Genomic DNA, 18465 nt, shown 5'->3' on the forward strand with positions numbered 1-18465 from the left:
AGCAAGCGAGTGCCCGCGGCGCGCGAGGAGAATCGCGCCATGAGCTTTGAAGTGGACATCGGCTACAGCAGCCAGCGCGGACCGCGCGAGCTGAATGAAGACTTCGCCGGCGCGGTGCATGCGCCGCGGGGCGACGAGGCGCGCGGCCTCATCGCGGCCATTGCCGATGGCGTGTCCAGCGGCGGGCACGGCCGCGAGGCGGCGCAGACCACGGTGATGGGCCTGCTGGCCGACTACTTCGCCACGCCCGATACCTGGGAGCCGACCGCCGCGCTCGACCGCCTGATCGGCGCGCAGAACGGCTGGCTGGCCGACCACAACCGCCGGCGCCAGGGCAAGGACGGCGGCGGCACGGCGCTCACCACGCTCACCGCGCTGGTGCTGCATGGCCAGGGCTACACGCTGGCGCACGTGGGCGACACGCGTGCCTGGCGCGTTCGCGCGGGCGGCGAGCCGGCCGTGCCGCTCACTCAGGACCATGCCTTCGACCATCCCGACATGCGCAGCCGCCTGACGCGCGCCATCGGCCTGGACGACCAGGTGCGCGTCGACTACGTGCAGGGCGACGTGCGCGTGGGCGACTGCTTCGTGCTGAGCTCCGACGGCGTGCATGGCGTGCTCAGGCCGCAGCAGGTGGCCGCGCTCGCCTTGCAGGGCGACGCCGAGGCGGCCAGCGAGGCGCTGGTGCGCGCGGCGCTGGAGGCCGGCACGCGCGACAACGCGACGGCGCTGGTCATCCGCGTGGTGGGGCTCGACGCGCGGCAGCTCGACGACGAACTCGGCGACGGCCGCCGGCTCGCACCACCGCCCGCGCTGAAGGTGGGCGACGTGCTCGACGGCTACGCCATCACCGCGCTGGTGGCCGACACCGGCGTGCACCTGCTGTACCAGGCCAGGCATCCGGCCACGCGCGAGCTGGTCGCGCTGAAGACGCTGCACCCCTCGCGCGCCGGCGACCCGCAGGAGCGCGCGATGCTGGCGCACGAGGCGTGGCTCGGTTTGCGCGTCGGCGGCAACGGCTTCGTGCGCGTGCACGAGCGCGCCGCGGATGCGAGCGCGCTGTACATCGTGTTCGACTGGCACGGCGGCCGTACGCTGGAGCAGCTGCGCAAGGCGAACGCGCGGGGCGCGGTGGGCGAGGTCGTTGCCGCCGCCATCGCACTGAGCCGTGCGCTCGGCCGGCTGCACCGCCAGGGCGTGGTGCACCGCGACATCAAGCCGGGCAACCTGCACCTGGGCGAGGACGGCCGCTGGCGCATCATCGACCTGGGGGTGGCGCTGTCCGGCCGCGAAAGCGCGGCGCAGCGCGAACTGCATGCCGGCACGCCGAGCTACATCAACCCCGAGCAATGGGAGGAGGGTGGCGTCGCCGATGCGGGTAGCGACCTGTTCGCTCTCGGCGTCACGCTGTACCAGTGGCTCACCGGCCACCTGCCTTACGGCGAGATCGAGCCCTACCAGGTGGCGCGCTACCGGCGAGACCCGGTCGCGCTCTCGCGCCTGCGGCCCGACGTGCCGATCTGGCTCGACCACCTGGTGCGCAAGGCCGTCGCCCGCGATCCGCGCGAGCGCTTCGAGACCGCCGAGGAGCTGCTGCTCGCGCTCGAACGCGGTGCATCCCGCCCCGTGAGCGCGCCCGCCGCCACGCCGCTGATCCGCCGCGACCCACTTGCGCTCTACCAGCTGGCGCTGGGCGTGTCGATGCTGTTCAACCTCTTGCTGATCGTGTGGCTCCTGTTCCTGCCACGTTGAACGGAGGTCGGCGGGGCGGTTCATGACCGGGCAGCTTTCCGCGAGTTGCTGTTGACTGCGGGCGAAGCATGTACCGGTGCAACGCGCGCTCGGCCACCCTTCTCGGCCCAGGTGCGGGTCCAGCGGATCTGCATCACGCGCATCACGCCCAGCATCGCTAGCGACAGCATCGCGAAGAACACGAAGCCCCACAGGTAGCTGCCCAGATACTGCTTCGACAGGCCCATGGCGTTGGGCACGAGGCCACCGCCCAGCGCGCCGATCTCGCCGATCATCGAACCGGCCACTGCCGTGCTTGCGGGCCAGCGCAGCGGCACCAGCTGGAACAGCGCGCCGTTGCCCGCGCCCAGCGCGGCGAAGCACACGATCAGCACCAGCGTGGTGACGGCCAGCGAGCCCGACGAGACGCCCACCAGCACGAGGCTCACGGCCACCACCAGCAGCACAACGGTCAGCGTGTTCACACCGCCCCAGCGGTCGGAAAGCCAGCCGCCCACGATGCGCACCGCCGCGCCCATGAAGGCCGCGAGCATGGTTAGCTGGCCGGCCTGCACCTTGCTCACGCCGAACTGGTCGTAGTAGTAGGAGGGCAGGAAGGTCGTCAGGCCGATGAAGCCGCCGAAGGTCACGCCGTAGATCAGGCTGAACACCCAGCCGTCCTTCTCGAACAGGCAGGCGATGTGCTCGCGGAAGCTCGAATGGGCGTTCACGTCCGGCGGTTCCTTGGCGAACACCACCATCACCACCATGGGAACCAGGATGGCGACCGCGGCCACGCCGTACACCGCCTGCCAGCCCAGCCACAGCGCGAGCGGCGGCGCCACCAGCACCGACACCGCGGTGCCCACGTTGCCAGCGCCCACCAGACCCATGGCCAGGCCCTTGTGCTGCGGCGGGAACCAGCCCGAGCCCAGCGACAGCGCCACGCCGAAGCTCGCGCCCGCGATGCCCAGCAGCACGCCCATGGCGAGCAGGTTGTTGAAGCTCTTCACGAAGAAGAAGCCGAACAGCATCGCCACTGCAATCAGGCCCATCTCGACCAGCGTGGCCTTCTTGCGGCCGATGTACTGCGAGAGGATGCCGAGTGGAAAACGCATCAGCGCGCCCGCGATGATCGGCACCGACAGCATCAGGCCCTTCTGCGCCGGCGAGAGGTTGAAGGTTTCGCCGATGAAGGGCGCCATGGCGCCGTTGAGCACCCAGATGCAGCAGGAGAACGAGAAGTACAGGAAGGCCGCGAACAGCGTCGGACTGTGGCCTGACTGCAAGAAGTTCTTGAAACTGGACATGGCGTTCAAAGGTGCAAAAAGCCGCGGCCTGACCCTGGATGGGCCGTGTCGACGGACGGGGTTGGAGACGGAGTGCCGGCAGCGGACGCTGTCGGCGTGGGGGTGCGCTCGGCATGTGCGTTGCCGAGCCGGATGCAGGAGCCTGCAGCCTCACCAAAGCGGTGCTTCGTTACACCGCGGTCCGTTCCATGCAAGAGGCATGCCTGCGAATTCGCGCGGGCGTGGCCTATGCTCGCGGTGCGCTCCCACACCGCTTTTCCAAGATGCCCCTTCTCGTTGTCCTGCCCGATGAAACTGCTGGCCCCGTGCTGCCGGAGGCGCTTGCACAGGCGCTGTCCGACGCCAGTCTCGAGGTGGTCGGCTGCGCGGATGCGGGCACCTTCGCGCGGCAGGTCGAGGCGCTGGCCCCGGCCCAGGCCTTGATCTGCCTGCCTTTGCCCACGCCCGCATTGCTCGACGCGCTGCGCGCGTGGTCCGGCGTGCCGCCGTGTGCGCTGAGCTTCGTCGGCGAGCCGTTGAGCGGTGCGCAGCACGAAGAGCTGGTGCAGCTCGGCGTGCAGGCGTGGATGCAGAACGATGCCGTCGATGCCGCATCGCTCGCCGCGCTGGCCGCTCGTGCCCAGGCCCGCTGGCAGCGCGAGAGCGTCTTGCGCACCGAACTGGAGAGCCTGCGCACCCGCATGGACGAGCGCAAGTGGGTCGACCGCGCCAAGGGCCTGCTGATGTCCGCGCGCGGCATCGGCGAGGACGAAGCCTTCGGCCTGCTGCGCGGCGCCGCGATGCACGCCAACCTGCGGCTCGGCGAGGTGTCGCGCTCGGTCATCGAGGCGGCGCAGTGGGCCGACGCGATCAACCGCGCCGGGCAGTTGCGCATGCTCTCGCAGCGGCTGGTGCGCGTGGCGGCGCAGCTGCTGGGCAGCATCGATGCGCAGCGGGCGCGGGTGCTGCGCACGCAGTCCGCCGAGCGGGTGCAGCAGAACCTCGATCACCTGGCGGCCCTCGGGCTCGATGCGGCTGGCGCGCAGGCGCTCGTACAGGCGCAAGCCGCCTGGAGCGGGCTGGCTCCGGCCTTGACGGCGCGGCCCACGGCGGCGGGACTGGCCGACGTCGACCAGCGCGCCGAAGTGCTGCTCTCGGCCGCGGAGGCGCTGACCGAGGCGCTCGAAGCCTCGGGCGCGCGGCGTGCGCTGCGCATCGTCAACATATGCGGACGGCAGCGCATGCGTGCGCAGCGGTTGGCGAAAGACGCGCTGCTCGCTGCCACGCTGAAAGAGAAAGCCGCGAACGCGCGGCTGGTGCCCACCATGGCCGAGTTCGAGGCCGCCTTGCTCGAACTCGAGCGCGCCCCGCTCAGCACCACGGAGATCCGCACCGCGCTGGCCAGCGCCCGCGACGAATGGCTGCGGCTGGTCGGCGGCGTGCACGCGCTCGACAGCGCCGATGGCCGCGCCACGCTCGTTCGCTCCAGCGACGCGCTGGTCGACACCTTCGAGCGCCTCACGGCGTCGTACGAGCACAGCCTCCAGGTGATCATGTCGTGAAACTGGCACACCCCCAGGCTTCGCGCACTGCGTGTCGCTACGCCAACCCCCTTGCAGGGGGCAACACCTGCGGCCCGGCAAAGCCGGTTCCGCGGTGTTTGCTGGAAGGAAGGCATGGCTCGACGCGCCTGGGCGCTGTGTCGATCTGTCAGGCCGCGGCCTTCTCCACGTGCGCCTGGCGCGTGTAGAGGAAGTCGATCACCGCCTTGCGCGCGTGCACGTAGGCCGGGTCTTCGGCCAGCTCGACGCGGTTGCGCGGGCGCGGAATGTCCACGGCCAGCACGTCGCCGATGGTGGCGGCCGGACCGTTGGTCAGCATCACGATGCGGTCGCTCAGCAGCACCGCCTCGTCCACGTCGTGCGTCACCATGACCACGGTGCTGTGCGTCTTCTGCACGATGGCCAGAAGCTCGTCCTGCAGCTTGGCGCGGGTGAGGGCGTCGAGCGCGCCGAAGGGCTCGTCCATCAGCAGCACCTTGGGTTCCATCGACAGCGCGCGTGCAATGCCCACGCGCTGTTTCATGCCGCCGGAGATTTCGCCGGGGCGCTTCTGCGCGGCGGGCGTGAGGCCCACCAGCGCCAGCGCCGCATCGGTGCGCGCGCGCAGCTGCGCCTTGTTTTCGGTGGCTGCGAACACGCGTTCGACCGCGAGGTACACGTTCTCGAAGCAGGTGAGCCAGGGCAGCAGAGAGTGGTTCTGGAACACCACCGCGCGCTCGGGGCCGGGGCCCCTGATTTCCTTGTTGGCGCACAGCAGCGAGCCTTCGGTGGGCGTGGTGAGCCCGGCAATCAGGTTCAGCAGCGTCGACTTGCCGCAGCCCGAGTGGCCGATGAGCGTGATGAACTCGCCCTTGGCCACGTTCAGGTTCACGTCGCGCAGCGCGACGAAGCGGCCCTTGGGCGTCTTGAACGCCTGCTCGACCCCGTGGATCTCGATGTACTTGCTGTCGTCGATCATGACTTCACCTCTTCGAATGTGAACGCCGTTGCGAGCTTGATGAGCGCGAACTCCAGCACCAGGCCGACGATGCCGATCACGAAGATCGCGATGATGATGTTGGCGACGTTGAGGTTGTTCCACTCGTCCCACACCCAGAAGCCGATGCCGACGCCGCCCGTGAGCATCTCGGCCGCCACGATCACCAGCCACGCGGTGCCCACGGCCAGGCGCACGCCGGTCAGCATGTAGGGCAGCACGGCGGGGAACAGGATCTTGGTGAGGATCTTCCATTCGCTGAGGTTCAGCACCTTGGCCACGTTCATGTAGTCGCTCGGCACGCGCTGCACGCCCACGGCCGTGTTGATGACCATCGGCCAGATAGAGCAGATGAAGATGGTCCAGATGGCCGCCGGGTTGGCGCCCTTGAACACCAAGAGGCCGATGGGCAGCCAGGCCAGTGGCGACACCGGGCGCAGCAGGCTGATCAGCGGGTTGAACATGCGCGCGAGAAATTCGAAGCGCCCGATGGCGAAGCCGGCCGGAATGCCGACCAGCGCCGCCAGCCCGAAGCCCAGCGCCACGCGCTGCAGCGACGAGAGCACGTTCCAGCCCACGCCCTGGTCGTTCGGGCCCTTGCTGTAGAACGGATCGCTGAACACCGTCACGGCCTGCTGCCAGGTGGCTGCGGGCGTGGGGAAGCCGGTGGTGCTTTTCATGGCCACCACTTCCCAGATCAGCAGCAGCAGGCCGAAGCCCGCCAGCGGCGGCAGCACGCGCATCCAGAAGGCGCGCAGGTCGATGGGCGTGCGCACCCGGGGCTCGGGCGCCGGGGCGGGTGCGGGCTTGGGGGCTGCCGGCCTGGCGGCGACGGAAGGGGCCGCCTGCGTCACCTGCGCGGTGGTCGCTTCGAGCGGCGAGTGAAAGACTGCGCTGACCATGTTGTTCTCCCTATGCATGAAGCTTGAAGGACTCGGCGTACTTCTTTGGGTCTTTGCCGTCCCAGACCGAGCCGTCGAACAGCTTGCTGGTTCGCATCGTTTCCTTGGGCACCGGCGTCTGCGTGGCTGCGGCAGCCTGCTTGTAGATGTCGATGCGGTTGATCTCGGTGGCCACCTTCAGGTAGTCGGGGTGTTCCTTCAGCAGGCCCCAGCGCTTGTGCTGCGTGAGGAACCACATGCCGTCCGACAGGTACGGGAAGTTCACGGCGCCGCCGTTGTAGAACTTCATGTGGTTGGGGTCGTCCCAGCTCTTGCCCAGGCCGTTGGTGTAGCGGCCCAGGATGCGCTGGTTGATGGCGTCCACGCTCGTGTTGACGTAGCTCTTGTCGGCGATGGTCTCGGCCATCTTGTTCTTGTTCTGCAGGCCGGTGTCGATCCACTTGCCGGCCTCGAGGATGGCGGCCGTCACGGCGCGTGCGGTGTTCGGGTACTTCTTCGCGAACTCGGCGGTGCAGCCAAGCACCTTCTCGGGGTGGTCCTTCCAGATGTCCTGCGTGGTGATGGCCGTGATGCCGATGCCGTCCATGATGGCGCGCTGGCCCCAGGGCTCGCCCACGCAGTAGCCGTCCATGTTGCCCACGCGCATGTTGGCCACCATCTGCGGCGGCGGCACGGTGATGTTCTTGACGTCCTTGAACGGGTCGATGCCGGCCGAGGCGAGCCAGTAGTACAGCCACATGGCATGCGTGCCGGTGGGGAAGGTCTGTGCGAAGGTGTATTCGCGCTTCTCCGTTGCGATCAGCTTGGCGAGCGAGGCCGCATCGACCGCACCCTTGTCCGAGAGCTTCTTCGACAGCGTGATGGCCTGGCCGTTGTTGTTCAAGGTCATGAGCACGGCCATGTCCTTTTTCGGGCCGCTCAGGCCCAGGTGCATGCCGTAGACCAGGCCGTAGAGCACGTGCGCCATGTCGATGTCGCCGTTGGAGAGCTTGTCGCGCACGCCAGCCCAACTGGCTTCCTTGCTGGGGACGATCTTCACGCCGTACTTCTTGTCGATGCCCAGCACCGAGGCCATCACCACGCTGGCGCAATCGGTCAGCGGGATGAAGCCGATCTTCACTTCCTCCTTCTCGGGCTTGTCCGAGCCCTGGGCCCAGACGGCGGCGCGCAGCGCGGGTTCGATGCCCACGGCGCCGATGGCGGCGGCTTGCAGGACGCGGCGTCGGCTGAGGCGGGTTGTGAGCAGGTCGGTCATGGGCGGGGCTCCGGTTGAAGGCGAACAAACAAAAGACAAAAACAAAAAAGGCGTCCGCACCGCGCAGGGGCTGCTCGAAAACGAGCCCTTGCGGGATGGGGACGCCTTTGTCCGGTTCGGTAGCAAGCACCCGCCGTTGGGTGCCGCCTGCCTGAAGACCCATTGGGGGCCTGTGAACGAAATGCTTGCAAGCGGTGTGCCAGCCTTCAGGACCTGGGTGCTGCTATCAAGAAAGTAGCTCGATGCAGTGGCGCAGCACGGGCGAGGGCCCGATCGGGCCGCGCAGCGCCGATCGCACGGTTGTTGTGCACTGCACCAAGTTGAACGGCCGGGGGCGCTTCAGCGAGAGGGCGCGCGGTCGAGCATGGGCAGGTAGTCGGCCATTGCCAGCATCGACTCGGCCACGTCGACCAGCCGCCGCTTCTGGTTCATGGCGGTCTGGCGCAGCATCTTGTGCGCCTCTTCCTCGCTGAGCCGGCGGTGCGCCATCAGCAGGCCCTTGGCGCGCTCGACGATCTTGCGTTCATTGAGCGAGGCGCGCACGGTTTCGAGCTCGTCGCTCATGGCCTGCAGGCGGTGCGACTGCTCCTGGACCATGTCGAGCACCGAGCGTTCGAGGTGGCGGCCGAACTGGGCGGGCGTGGCGGCCTGCGCGTCGGCGTCGTCGAAGAACAGGGCGCCGGCCTGCGGCGCCAGCGTGTCCAGCAGCTGCCGGTAGTCCTGCAACTCGCTGCGCGCCTGCGCGGTCTTGCGCTCGCACAGTGCGCGCAAGACTGCGGCCAGGCGCTCTTCCACGGTCTTCATGGCGTCGATGCGGCGGGTGCAGCAGTCGAACCAGGCCTGGCTCAGCGGTACGTCGGCCGGGGCGGAGGTGGCGCCGCGCCGGCGGATGCGTTCGAGCTCTGCCACTTCGGCGTCAGGCTGGCTGCTGCGCCAGAGCGCGAGCACGGCCTGGCCAGAGAAATCGGTGAACACCTGGAAGCAGCGCTCCTGCGACTCGATCAGGTGCTGCCACTGCAGGCGCTGCGCCTCGTCGCTGCGGCCCAGCGCCAGTGCGGCGGCACCGAAGGCGCGCTCCTGGCCGGCAAATTCCTTGCCCTGCATGAAGTTGAACATCGCGACCAGCAGGCGCGAGATTTCGGGGTCGGTGGCGCCGTCGGCGGCTTCGAACACCACCGACAGCAGGCCGGCAACGAGCTTGGCGAAGGCGGCGGTGGACTGCGCAGGCTTCAGTTCGAGCGCATCGATGCGGCGGCGAAGCGCAGGCAGGGCGTCCAGGCCCGGGAGCACCCAGGCGATGCGGCTGAACAGGCGCGCGCTGTGGCCGGCGCCAGCGCCGCGGTGGTCGTCGGCTTCGAGCTGGTCGAAGCCGGCGCGCACCTCCTGCTCGAGCGCCATGCATTCGGCGATCTGCGGGCCGCGCTGGTCTGCGAAGCGGCCGCCGTGCGACGCGAGGAACATGTTCGACATGCCCCGCTCGCGCTGCAGCGCGTGGACGAGGCGGCCGATCACACCCACCAGCTCGCTGGTGCGGGCGAGCCGGTCCAGCTCGTCGATCTCGCAACGGCGGGCGGCGATCAGAAAACTCAGTCCGGATTTCATGGTGGGAGGGGCGCTGACCCTCTCACTGCAACATCCGTGCCTTGCAGGACGCCGTTTGCCCCTTCGCGGGCGGCCGCACGGGGCGCCGCCTACACTCGGCGCCATGCTCTTGTTGGGAATCGAATCATCCTGCGATGAAACCGGCGTGGCGCTGGTCGAGTCGCACGGCAGCGCGCTGCCGATGCTGCGTTCGCACGCGCTGCACAGCCAGATCGCCATGCACCAGGCCTACGGCGGCGTGGTCCCCGAGCTGGCCAGCCGCGACCACATCCGCCGCGTGCTGCCGTTGACCGAGACGGTCATGGCCGAAGCCGGACGCTCGCTGGCCGAGATCGACGTGGTGGCCTACACGCGCGGGCCGGGCCTGGCGGGCGCGCTGCTGGTGGGGGCCGGCGTGGCCTGCGCGCTCGGCGTGGCGCTTGGCAAGCCGGTGCTGGGGGTGCATCACCTAGAGGGACATCTGCTGTCGCCCTTCCTGAGCGCCGATCCGCCGGAGTTTCCGTTCGTCGCGCTGCTGGTGTCGGGCGGCCATACGCAGCTGATGCGGGTGGACGGCGTGGGCCGCTACGAGCTGCTCGGCGAAACCATCGACGACGCGGCCGGCGAGGCCTTCGACAAGAGCGCCAAGCTCATGGGTTTGCCGTACCCCGGCGGACCGTGGCTCGCGAAGCTGGCCGAAGGCGGCAACGCAACGGCCTTCAAGCTGCCGCGGCCGCTGCTGCACAGCGGCGATCTCGATTTTTCCTTTGCCGGCCTGAAGACGGCCGTGCTCACGCAGGCCAAGAAGCTCGGCGACCAGCTCGAGGCGAACAAGGCCGATCTGGCGGCGTCCACGCAGGCGGCCATCGTCGAGGTGCTGCTGAAGAAGTCGCTCGCGGCACTCGACCAGACCGGACTCAAGCGGCTGGTGGTGGCGGGCGGGGTGGGGGCCAACAGGAATCTGCGCGAACAGCTGAATGCCGCGTGCGCAAAGCGCAAGGTGCGTGTGCACTACCCCGAGTTGCACCTGTGCACCGACAACGGCGCCATGATCGCCATGGCTGCGGCGATGCGCCTGCAGTCCGGGCTGTCGCAGGCGAGCGAGCGCTATGCCTTCGACGTCAAGCCGCGATGGCCCATGGCGTCGCTCTCGTCGGCTGAGGCGCCGCTGCCGGAGGCTGCGTAGCCGGCTGCCGCGAGCGGCCGATTGCCGGCAGCGGCAGCACGTCCAGCACATTGCGCCACAGCTGGCGCCATTGCGGCCAGTCGTGGCCGCCCTCGATCGTGAAGACGCGCCCCGGCGGCAGGGCGTCGGCCAGCAGCTTGTGGTTGCTGGCAAAGCGGTCGTCCAGCCCGAAGCCCAGGTACAGCGGCGGCAGGTTCTTCGACGGCTTGGCGTCCAGGTACTGCTGGAAGAAGGGCCAGAGCTTGCGGTCGGGCTCCTCGTCGGCTTGCGGTCCGGTGGGCGCCTGCCAGGCGCGCAGGCCGCCGGCCTTCCTGATCTCCGCGCCGAGCACCCGGCGCCCCAGGTAGGGCGCGAGTGCCACGATGCCGTCCACCGAGCCCGGCCGCGCCAGTTCGTGGATCAGCGCGCCGAAGCCACCGATGGAAATACCCACGAGCCAGATCGACTTGTAGCCCCTGGCACGCTGGGGCTCGATGACCTCGGTGTGCAGGCGCTCGCTCAGCGTTTGCTCGTAGTAGTAGGAAACGTCCGCGTCCACCAGCAGCGCGTCCGCCGCCAGATGGCGCTCGCGCACCGCGGCGATGAACCCTTCGCGCTCGAACTCGTCGGGCTTCAGGTAGGCCCCGGGCAGGAACACCAGGAGCGTGTCGGATTGTTCGTTGGGATTGGCAGGTTGAAGGTGCGTTTTCATGGTGCCTTTTGGGGGCACCCGAACCGCACCGGCAGGGAATTCGGTGCGTTACGAGACGCCCACGAAGAAAAAAGTTCTAAGAAAACGTCACATCATGTGACGTTATTCAGCGCTATTGTGAATAAGGTGCTCGTTTAAAGTCAAAACGAGGCCGTTACCAACATTTTCTTCTTGTGGGCATAGGCCAGACTAGTTGATTTGCAACTGTGCGGCCTGGCTCGCGGGCACCAGTTTGCCGAGCTTCAGCGTGAGCACGCCGTTCTCGAGCTTGGCCTCGCTGGTGGCCACGTCGATGTCCTGCGGCAGCTCGTAGGCGGCCTTGAACTGGCGCTTGGCTTCGGCCTTGCTGTCGATGCGCAGTACGGCGCCTTCGATGCTGATCGCGAGGTCTTCGCGCGCAAGGCCCGGCACGTCCAGCGAGAGGGTCCAGCTCTTGTCGTCCTGTTCCACCAGCGGGGAGCGGCGGGGGGCGGCGAAGGCATCGTTCACGAAGCGTTCGAAGGCGCGGTCATAGGCGCGGGGAGCGAAGCGGGCGGTGCGAAGGGTGGGGGCGAAAAGCATGGTGAAGAACTCCTGAGTGAACACAATGGGGACAAGGAATGTGTGTCCCTTACACTGCGCGGCCGTTCCATCGTGAGTGCCGCTTGAGACCTCATCTAGGCGCATCGGCACGCGTTTCAAGACAATGAATCTCCCCTTTATTTGGCGTCGCGAGGCCTTGAAATTCGCGGCGCTGGCGCTATGCGCGAGGCCGTTCGCCGCGCTGGCGCAGGCGGCCCCGCCCGCACCCGTTCGCCTGGCGCTGATCGAAAGCATGAGCGGCCCGTTCGCCAACACCGGCGAGGCCGTGTTCCGCAACCTGCTGTGGGCGGTGGAGCGCGTGAATGCGCGCGGCGGCGTGAAGCTGCCCGGCGGCGCGCGTCCGTTGCAGCTCGACCGCTACGACAGCAAGGGGCAGAACGAGGAGGCGCTTTCCGCGCTGCGCGCCGCGATGGACGACGGCGCGCGCATCGTGCTGCAGGGCAATTCGTCGGCCACGGCCTCGGCGCTGGTCGACGCCATCGACAAGAACAACGAGCGCGACCCCGCGCGCCGCGTGGTCTTCCTCAACTACGCGGCCGTCGACCCGGCGCTCACGAACGAGCGTTGCAGCTTCTGGCACTTCCGCTTCGACGCGCATGCCGACATGCGCGTGGCTGCGCTGATGGATGTGGTGAGGGACGATGCCGCGCTCAAGCGCGTCTACCTGATCGGCCAGGACTACAGCTTCGGCCAGGCCGTGCTGCGCGAGGCGCGCCGGCAGCTCGGTGCGCAGCGCCCCGACGTGGAGATCGTGGGCGACGAACTGCATCCGATGGGCAAGGTGAAGGACTTCGCGCCCTACGCCACCAAGATCATCGCGAGCGGCGCGCAGGCCGTGGTCACGGGCAACTGGGGCAACGACCTCACGCTGCTCGTGAAGGCGGCACGCGAGGCGGGCTTCAACGGTACTTTCTATACCTTCTACGGCAATGCGCTGGGGGCACCGGCCGCCATCGGCGATGCGGGCATCGGCCGCGTGATCGCCGTGGCCGACTGGCTGCCCAACGTGCAGACGGCGCAGTCCGAAACCTTCTACCGAGCCTTCCGCACGCGCTTTCCGAAGCCGGCCGACGACTATGTGCACATGCGGCTGCAGCTGATGATCGAAGCGCTCGTGCAGGCCATCGAGCGTGCGGGCAGTGCCGACGCGGTGCCGATGGCGCGCGCGCTGGAGCAGGCCGACGTGAGCCTGTACGGCCAGCGCGGGCGCATGCGCGCGACGGACCATCAGTTCCAGCAGCAGCTCGTCGTCGGCGTGATGGACCGGCAGGGCAGGCCGGGCGTGCAGTTCGACGTCGAGGGCTCGGGCTACGGCTTCCGTGTGGTCAAGACGATTCCCGCCGAGCGCGCCGAACTGCCGACCTCGTGCAAGATGAAGAAACCTTGAACTTGGCTCTCCCCCAGGCTTCGCGCACTTCGTGTCGCTTCTCCCTCCCCCTCACCGGGGGCAACACCTGCGGCCCGGCAAAGCCGGTTCCGCGGCGTTCCTGAAAAAGAAAGGTATTTCCATGCGTTCTGCGATCCATCAGCTTGAAGCGTCGAAGATCCGCGAAGTCGCCAACGCCGGCATGGGCCGCGACGACGTGCTGGCCTTCTGGTTCGGCGAAAGCGACGAAGTCACGCCCGAGGTGATCCGCCAGGCGGCCATCGATTCGCTGCAGCGAGGCGAGACCTTCTACGCCCACAACCTTGGCCTGCCCGAGCTGCGCGAAGCCATCGCGCGCTACACGAGCGGGCTGCATCCGGCGGTCGATGCCTCTCGCATCGCCGTCACCTCGGGCGGCGTGAGCGCGCTGATGCTCGCGGTGCAGGCGCTGGTCGATGCGGGCGACGAAGTGGTCGCCGTGACGCCGGTGTGGCCCAACCTGACGGCTCAGCCCGCCATCATGGGCGCGCGCGTTCGTACCTTGCCGCTGGTGCCGGTGAACGGGCAGTGGACGCTCGACCTGCCCGCGCTGCGCGCGGCGGTCACTTCGAAGACGAAGCTGCTGATCGTCAACGCGCCCAACAATCCCACGGGCTGGACCATGACGCGCGACGAGCAGCAGGCCGTGCTCGACCACTGCCGCCAGACCGGCACGTGGATCCTCGCCGACGAGGTGTACGAGCGCCTGTACTACGAGCCGACGCCCAATGCCTGCGCGCCGAGCTTCCTCGACATCTCGAAGCCCGACGACCGGCTCGTCGTCACGCACAGCTTCTCGAAGAGCTTCCTGATGACGGGCTGGCGCCTGGGCTGGCTGGTGCTGCCGTCGTCGATGGTGGACGACATCGGCAAGCTGATCGAGTTCAACACCTCGTGCGCCAGCGTGTTCACGCAGCGCGCCGCCATCACTGCCATCGAACACACGAGCGAGATCACGCCGCGCGTGGTGGCGCACCTGAAGCACTGCCGCGACACGCTGGTGCCGCTGCTGGCGGCGCTGCCGGGCGTGCAGGTGGCTTCGGCCAAGGGTGGCATGTATGCCTTCTTCCGGCTCGAAGGCTTCGGCGATTCGCTCGAAGTGGCCAAGCGGCTGGTCGCCGAGGCGGGCCTGGGGCTCGCGCCGGGCAATGCCTTCGCGCCCGAGGCGCAGGGATGGCTGCGCTGGTGCTTTGCCTCGAAAGACCCGCAGCGGCTGGTGAAGGGCGTGGAGCGCCTGCGCAACTGGCTGGCGGAGCAGCCGCAGCGCAAGGGCTGATCCGGCCGTCTGCAATTTCGTTCAATACGCGGCGCGACCGGACCGCGAAGCTCGGACTTTTCTCGAAGGCGAAAGGTCTGGCATGTCGGAACGGTTGAAGGGAATGGCGCTGTGCGCGCTGGCGATGGTCACGGTGGGCAGCACGGTGGTGGCCAGCAAGGTCATCGCAGGCGGACTCCCTCCGTTCACCGCGACCGCGCTGCGGTTTGCGATGGCGCTGCCGGTGTTTCTCCTGCTGCTGCGGCTGACGCGCACGCCTTGGCCTCGCCCCGACCGGCGCGACCTGGTGCTGCTCTTGTTCCAGGCGGGTTTGGGCAGCGTGGGCTATACGGTGCTGCTGATCCTTGGTGTGAGGTGGGCGCCGGCCGCCAGCGCGGGCGTGGTGGCCGGGACGCTGCCTGCCGTTGCGGCGCTGGCGGCGGTGCTGGCTTTGCGCGAGCGGCCGGGGCGATATCTGGTGGGCAGCATCGTGCTGGCGACGGCAGGGGTGCTGGCAATCAGCTGGCCGGGCGAAGGCTCCGCAGGGGACTCCAAATCGGCCGCGGCGTTCGCCGGCAACCTGCTGATACTGGGTGCGGTCGTGTGTGAGGCAATGTTCATCCTGCTCAACAAGCGGCTGCGCGTGCCGGTGCGCCCCCTGGCGCTGTCGACGCTGATGGCAGCCTTCGGGCTCCTGCTGTCGCTGGTTCCGACGCTGTTCGAGCGGGCCTGGGAACATCCGTTGCCGAACGATGCGCTGATCGGCGTTGCCTACTACGCGCTGGTGCCGACGGTGCTGGGCTTCGTCCTCTGGTTTGCCGGATCGGCGCGGCTGAAAGGGGCCGAAGCGGCGCTATTCACTGCGCTCCTGCCGGTTTCCGCACTGATACTGGCGGCCCTCTGGTTGGGGGAAGGTATCAGTCTGGCGCAGATCGGTGGGGCCGCCTGCGTGCTCGGCGCGGTAGGCCTGGCTTCGTTCGATGGCAAGGGAGGAAAGAGGCTCAGTCCGGCGGCGACCCCTTCGTGAAACACCGCGGAACCGGCTTTGCCGGGCCGCAGGTGTTGCCCCCGGTAGGGGGTAGGCGAAGCGACACGAAGTGCGCGCAGCCTGGGGGCGAGCTATAATTCCAAGGCTTTGCATGCCGCAAGGCGCACGGTGAGGGCAGTTCCAGCGCTCACCGCAAGTCAAACACCTAGGAACCAAGGAAATCATCATGATCGCAGCCTCCATCAAGGCCGAAGTCGTCAAGGACAACGCCCGCGCCGCCAACGACACCGGCAGCCCCGAAGTGCAAGTCGCACTGCTGACCGCCCGCATCAACGAGCTCACCCCCCACTTCAAGACGCACGCCAAGGACCACCACGGCCGTCGCGGCCTGCTGCGCATGGTGAGCCGCCGCCGCAAGCTCCTCGACTACCTCAAGTCCAAGGACGCCGACCGCTACACCGCGCTGATCGCCAAGCTGGGTCTGCGCAAGTAAATCGAATCGCATGAAAAAACGCCTGGGTTAGTCCGCTAGCTCAGGCGTTTTTTACTTCGCGATCCACTTTCGGAGTGCCAAACAGAGCGAAGCTGTGTCATTCCAATGAAGTTCCCTCCGAGCTTCGCTGGAATGGCATCGTGTTCTGAGACAGCCTCCGCCCCTTGCGAACCCTGAGTGGTTCGCTACTAAAACAGGAGCAAACATGAGCCTCTTCAACAAAGTCACCAAGTCCTTCCAATGGGGCGACAAGACCGTCGTCATGGAAACGGGCGAAGTCGCCCGCCAGGCCAATGGCGCCGTGCTGGTCGACATCGACGGCACCGTGATCCTGGCGACCGTGGTCGCCTCCAAGTCGGCCAAGCCCGGCCAGGATTTTTTCCCGCTGACCGTCGACTACATCGAGAAGACCTACGCCGCGGGCAAGATCCCCGGCAGCTTCTTCAAGCGCGAAGCCAAGCCCAGCGAACATGAAACGCTGACCAGCCGCCTGATCGACCGTCCGATCCGCCCGCTGTTCCCCGAAGGCTTCCTGAACGAAGTGCACGTGGTCATTCACACCGTGTCGCTCAACCCTGAAGTCGATGCCGACATCGCCGCCATGATCGGCGTGAGCGCAGCGCTCGCCATCTCCGGCATTCCGTTCAGCGGCCCGATCGGCGCCGCCCGCGTGGGCTACATCAATGGCCAGTACGTGCTGAATCCGGGCCAGACCGCCCGCAAGGATTCGCAGATGGACCTCGTCGTCGCCGGCACGCAAGCCGCCGTGCTGATGGTCGAGTCCGAAGCCCAGCAACTCAGCGAAGAAGTCATGCTGGGTGGCGTGGTGTTCGGCCACGAACAAGCCAACATTGCCATCAACGCGATCCATGACCTCGTGCGCGACGCCGGCAAGCCGGTGTGGGACTGGCAGGCACCCGCAGAAGACGAAGCCTTCGTCGCCAAGGTCAAGGGCCTGGCCGAAGAGAAGCTGCGCGCCGTCTATCAAATTCGCAGCAAGCAAGCCCGCACGCAGGCCCTGCGCGAAGCCAATGCCAGCGTGATGAACACGCTGAAGGAAAGCGGCGAGCCCTTCGACGCCGGCAAGGTCAACGACCTGCTGTTCGCCATCGAATCGAAGATCGTGCGCAGCCAGATCCTGTCGGGTGAGCCCCGCATCGACGGCCGCGACACGCGCACCGTGCGCCCTATCGAGATCCGCAACTCCGTGCTGCCGCGCACCCACGGTTCGGCCCTGTTCACGCGCGGTGAAACCCAGGCGCTGGTCATCACCACGCTCGGCACCGAACGCGATGCACAGCGCATCGACGCGCTGGCCGGCGAGTACGAAGACCGCTTCCTGTTCCACTACAACATGCCTCCCTTCGCCACCGGCGAAGTGGGCCGCATGGGCTCGACCAAGCGCCGCGAAATCGGCCACGGCCGCCTCGCCAAGCGCGCGCTCGTCGCCGTGCTGCCGACCAAGGAAGAATTCCCGTACACCGTGCGCGTGGTGTCGGAAATCACCGAGTCGAACGGCTCCTCGTCGATGGCTTCGGTCTGCGGCGGCTGCCTCTCGATGATGGACGCGGGCGTGCCCATGAAGGCGCACGTGGCCGGTATCGCCATGGGCCTGATCAAGGAAGACAACCGCTTCGCGGTGCTGACCGACATCCTGGGCGACGAAGATCACCTGGGCGACATGGACTTCAAGGTTGCGGGCACCACCAACGGCATCACCGCGCTGCAGATGGACATCAAGATCCAGGGCATCACCAAGGAAATCATGCAGGTCGCCTTGGCGCAAGCCAAGGAAGCGCGCATGCACATCCTGGGCAAGATGCAGGAAGCCATGGGCGAGGCCAAGGCCGAAGTCTCCAGCTTCGCCCCGCGCCTGACCACGCTGAAGATCAACCCCGAGAAGATCCGCGACGTGATCGGCAAGGGCGGCTCGGTCATCCGCGGCCTGCAGGAAGAAACCGGCACGACGATCAACATCGACGAAGACGGCACCATCACCATCGCCTCGACCGACCCGGAAAAGGCCGAACTGGCCAAGAAGCGCATCGAGCAGATCACGGCCGAAGTCGAAATCGGCAAGGTCTACGAAGGCCCGGTCACCAAGATCCTGGACTTCGGTGCGCTCATCAACCTGCTGCCCGGCAAGGACGGCCTGCTGCACATCAGCCAGATCGCGCACGAACGCGTCGAGAAGGTGACCGACTACCTGAGCGAAGGCCAGATCGTGAAGGTCAAGGTTCTGGAAACCGACGAAAAGGGCCGCGTCAAGCTGTCCATGAAGGCCCTGACCGAGCGTCCGGCCGGCATGGAATACAGCGAGCGCCCGCCGCGTGAAGACCGTGGTGATCGCGGCGACCGTGGCGGCGACCGCCGCGAGCGCTCGGACCGTGGCGACCGTGGTGGTGACCGCGGCGGCGATCGTGGCGAGCGCGCACCGCGCTTCAACGACCAGCAGCAGGCTCCGGCCAGCGAGCAGTCGCAGGCCCCGCGCGAGCCTCAGGAGTAAGAAGGGCGCAACGGCGGTTCACTGCCGCCGTTGCAATCTTTTGAACGTCAAGCTTCGCCCCAT

Annotated in this window: 15 protein-coding genes; 8 read left to right on the forward strand and 7 right to left on the reverse strand. The window is 67.6% G+C overall.

Translation table 11 applies throughout. From position 1 onward, the window contains the following. Nucleotides 1-39: 39 nt before the first annotated feature. Entirely contained in the window at nucleotides 40-1752 is a 1713-nt protein-coding gene (locus tag ACCC97_RS05765; RefSeq protein ID WP_007833663.1) for a bifunctional protein-serine/threonine kinase/phosphatase, read from the forward strand. A gap of 20 nt (nucleotides 1753-1772) precedes the next feature. Here ACCC97_RS05765 and ACCC97_RS05770 read toward each other — a convergent pair whose 3' ends face one another. After that, on the reverse strand, nucleotides 1773-3041 hold the full coding sequence (locus ACCC97_RS05770; RefSeq protein WP_413331839.1) for an MFS transporter: 1269 nt from the start codon (nucleotides 3039-3041) through the stop codon (nucleotides 1773-1775). A 263-nt stretch (nucleotides 3042-3304) separates the two neighbouring features. Here ACCC97_RS05770 and ACCC97_RS05775 point away from each other — a divergent pair, with 263 nt between their 5' ends. After that, on the forward strand, nucleotides 3305-4582 hold the full coding sequence (locus tag ACCC97_RS05775) for an ANTAR domain-containing protein (protein ID WP_413331840.1): 1278 nt from the start codon (nucleotides 3305-3307) through the stop codon (nucleotides 4580-4582). 148 nt (nucleotides 4583-4730) lie between these two features. Here ACCC97_RS05775 and ACCC97_RS05780 read toward each other — a convergent pair whose 3' ends face one another. The 4 genes from ACCC97_RS05780 to ACCC97_RS05795 all read right to left on the reverse strand — a co-directional run bounded on the left by ACCC97_RS05780 (nucleotide 4731) and on the right by ACCC97_RS05795 (nucleotide 9317). After that, nucleotides 4731-5540, reverse strand: a complete 810-nt coding sequence (locus ACCC97_RS05780; protein ID WP_413331841.1) for an ABC transporter ATP-binding protein — start codon at nucleotides 5538-5540, stop codon at nucleotides 4731-4733. After that, the gene (gene ntrB / locus ACCC97_RS05785; RefSeq protein ID WP_413331842.1) at nucleotides 5537-6460 is read right to left on the reverse strand and encodes a nitrate ABC transporter permease; all 924 of its coding nucleotides are present in this window, start codon (nucleotides 6458-6460) and stop codon (nucleotides 5537-5539) included. Before ntrB ends, ACCC97_RS05780 begins: the two co-directional genes overlap by 4 nt. A 10-nt stretch (nucleotides 6461-6470) precedes the next feature. Beyond that, nucleotides 6471-7715, reverse strand: a complete 1245-nt coding sequence (locus tag ACCC97_RS05790; RefSeq protein ID WP_007838172.1) for a CmpA/NrtA family ABC transporter substrate-binding protein — start codon at nucleotides 7713-7715, stop codon at nucleotides 6471-6473. Nucleotides 7716-8054: 339 nt separating this feature from the next. Then, complete coding sequence (locus ACCC97_RS05795; RefSeq protein ID WP_413331843.1) at nucleotides 8055-9317, reverse strand: nitrate- and nitrite sensing domain-containing protein; 1263 nt, start codon at nucleotides 9315-9317, stop codon at nucleotides 8055-8057. 103 nt (nucleotides 9318-9420) lie between these two features. On the opposite strand from ACCC97_RS05795, the gene tsaD reads away from it, so the two are divergent. Beyond that, nucleotides 9421-10482 (forward strand): tRNA (adenosine(37)-N6)-threonylcarbamoyltransferase complex transferase subunit TsaD, encoded by a 1062-nt coding sequence (gene tsaD / locus ACCC97_RS05800; protein ID WP_413331844.1) that lies wholly within the window; start codon nucleotides 9421-9423, stop codon nucleotides 10480-10482. Here tsaD and ACCC97_RS05805 read toward each other — a convergent pair. Both ACCC97_RS05805 and ACCC97_RS05810 read right to left on the reverse strand, forming a co-directional pair. Beyond that, entirely contained in the window at nucleotides 10418-11173 is a 756-nt protein-coding gene (locus ACCC97_RS05805) for an alpha/beta hydrolase-fold protein (protein WP_413331845.1), read from the reverse strand. The two genes, tsaD and ACCC97_RS05805, sit on opposite strands and share 65 nt — an antisense overlap. 189 nt (nucleotides 11174-11362) lie before the next feature. Next, nucleotides 11363-11734, reverse strand: coding sequence for an Hsp20/alpha crystallin family protein (locus tag ACCC97_RS05810; protein WP_413312560.1), 372 nt, complete (start codon nucleotides 11732-11734; stop codon nucleotides 11363-11365). A gap of 124 nt (nucleotides 11735-11858) precedes the next feature. On the opposite strand from ACCC97_RS05810, the gene ACCC97_RS05815 reads away from it, so the two are divergent. The 5 genes from ACCC97_RS05815 to pnp all read left to right on the forward strand — a co-directional run bounded on the left by ACCC97_RS05815 (nucleotide 11859) and on the right by pnp (nucleotide 18402). Further along, the gene (locus ACCC97_RS05815; protein ID WP_413331846.1) at nucleotides 11859-13142 is read left to right on the forward strand and encodes a branched-chain amino acid ABC transporter substrate-binding protein; all 1284 of its coding nucleotides are present in this window, start codon (nucleotides 11859-11861) and stop codon (nucleotides 13140-13142) included. 121 nt (nucleotides 13143-13263) lie between these two features. Beyond that, the gene (locus ACCC97_RS05820; protein WP_413331847.1) at nucleotides 13264-14436 is read left to right on the forward strand and encodes a pyridoxal phosphate-dependent aminotransferase; all 1173 of its coding nucleotides are present in this window, start codon (nucleotides 13264-13266) and stop codon (nucleotides 14434-14436) included. A gap of 82 nt (nucleotides 14437-14518) precedes the next feature. Beyond that, nucleotides 14519-15442: a DMT family transporter gene (locus ACCC97_RS05825; RefSeq protein WP_413331848.1), complete on the forward strand. Its 924-nt coding sequence runs from the start codon at nucleotides 14519-14521 to the stop codon at nucleotides 15440-15442. A 187-nt stretch (nucleotides 15443-15629) separates the two neighbouring features. Then, complete coding sequence (gene rpsO / locus ACCC97_RS05830) at nucleotides 15630-15896, forward strand: 30S ribosomal protein S15 (protein ID WP_007837783.1); 267 nt, start codon at nucleotides 15630-15632, stop codon at nucleotides 15894-15896. A 205-nt stretch (nucleotides 15897-16101) separates the two neighbouring features. After that, nucleotides 16102-18402, forward strand: coding sequence for a polyribonucleotide nucleotidyltransferase (gene pnp, locus ACCC97_RS05835; protein WP_413331850.1), 2301 nt, complete (start codon nucleotides 16102-16104; stop codon nucleotides 18400-18402). Nucleotides 18403-18465 lie beyond the last annotated feature (63 nt).

Origin of the sequence: Variovorax sp. Varisp85, assembly GCF_047304045.1 — a bacterium.
Taxonomy (GTDB): Bacteria; Pseudomonadota; Gammaproteobacteria; order Burkholderiales; family Burkholderiaceae_C; genus Variovorax.

Excerpts from the sequence above, each read along its gene's own strand:
- ACCC97_RS05765 (WP_007833663.1), top strand. The coding sequence starts at position 40 with ATGAGCTTTGAAGTGGACATCGGCTACAGCAGCCAGCGCGGACCGCGC.
- ACCC97_RS05770 (WP_413331839.1), bottom strand. The coding sequence starts at position 3,041 with ATGTCCAGTTTCAAGAACTTCTTGCAGTCAGGCCACAGTCCGACGCTG.
- ACCC97_RS05775 (WP_413331840.1), top strand. The coding sequence starts at position 3,305 with ATGCCCCTTCTCGTTGTCCTGCCCGATGAAACTGCTGGCCCCGTGCTG.
- ACCC97_RS05780 (WP_413331841.1), bottom strand. The coding sequence starts at position 5,540 with ATGATCGACGACAGCAAGTACATCGAGATCCACGGGGTCGAGCAGGCG.
- ntrB (WP_413331842.1), bottom strand. The coding sequence starts at position 6,460 with ATGGTCAGCGCAGTCTTTCACTCGCCGCTCGAAGCGACCACCGCGCAG.
- ACCC97_RS05790 (WP_007838172.1), bottom strand. The coding sequence starts at position 7,715 with ATGACCGACCTGCTCACAACCCGCCTCAGCCGACGCCGCGTCCTGCAA.
- ACCC97_RS05795 (WP_413331843.1), bottom strand. The coding sequence starts at position 9,317 with ATGAAATCCGGACTGAGTTTTCTGATCGCCGCCCGCCGTTGCGAGATC.
- tsaD (WP_413331844.1), top strand. The coding sequence starts at position 9,421 with ATGCTCTTGTTGGGAATCGAATCATCCTGCGATGAAACCGGCGTGGCG.
- ACCC97_RS05805 (WP_413331845.1), bottom strand. The coding sequence starts at position 11,173 with ATGAAAACGCACCTTCAACCTGCCAATCCCAACGAACAATCCGACACG.
- ACCC97_RS05810 (WP_413312560.1), bottom strand. The coding sequence starts at position 11,734 with ATGCTTTTCGCCCCCACCCTTCGCACCGCCCGCTTCGCTCCCCGCGCC.
- ACCC97_RS05815 (WP_413331846.1), top strand. The coding sequence starts at position 11,859 with ATGAATCTCCCCTTTATTTGGCGTCGCGAGGCCTTGAAATTCGCGGCG.
- ACCC97_RS05820 (WP_413331847.1), top strand. The coding sequence starts at position 13,264 with ATGCGTTCTGCGATCCATCAGCTTGAAGCGTCGAAGATCCGCGAAGTC.
- ACCC97_RS05825 (WP_413331848.1), top strand. The coding sequence starts at position 14,519 with ATGTCGGAACGGTTGAAGGGAATGGCGCTGTGCGCGCTGGCGATGGTC.
- rpsO (WP_007837783.1), top strand. The coding sequence starts at position 15,630 with ATGATCGCAGCCTCCATCAAGGCCGAAGTCGTCAAGGACAACGCCCGC.
- pnp (WP_413331850.1), top strand. The coding sequence starts at position 16,102 with ATGAGCCTCTTCAACAAAGTCACCAAGTCCTTCCAATGGGGCGACAAG.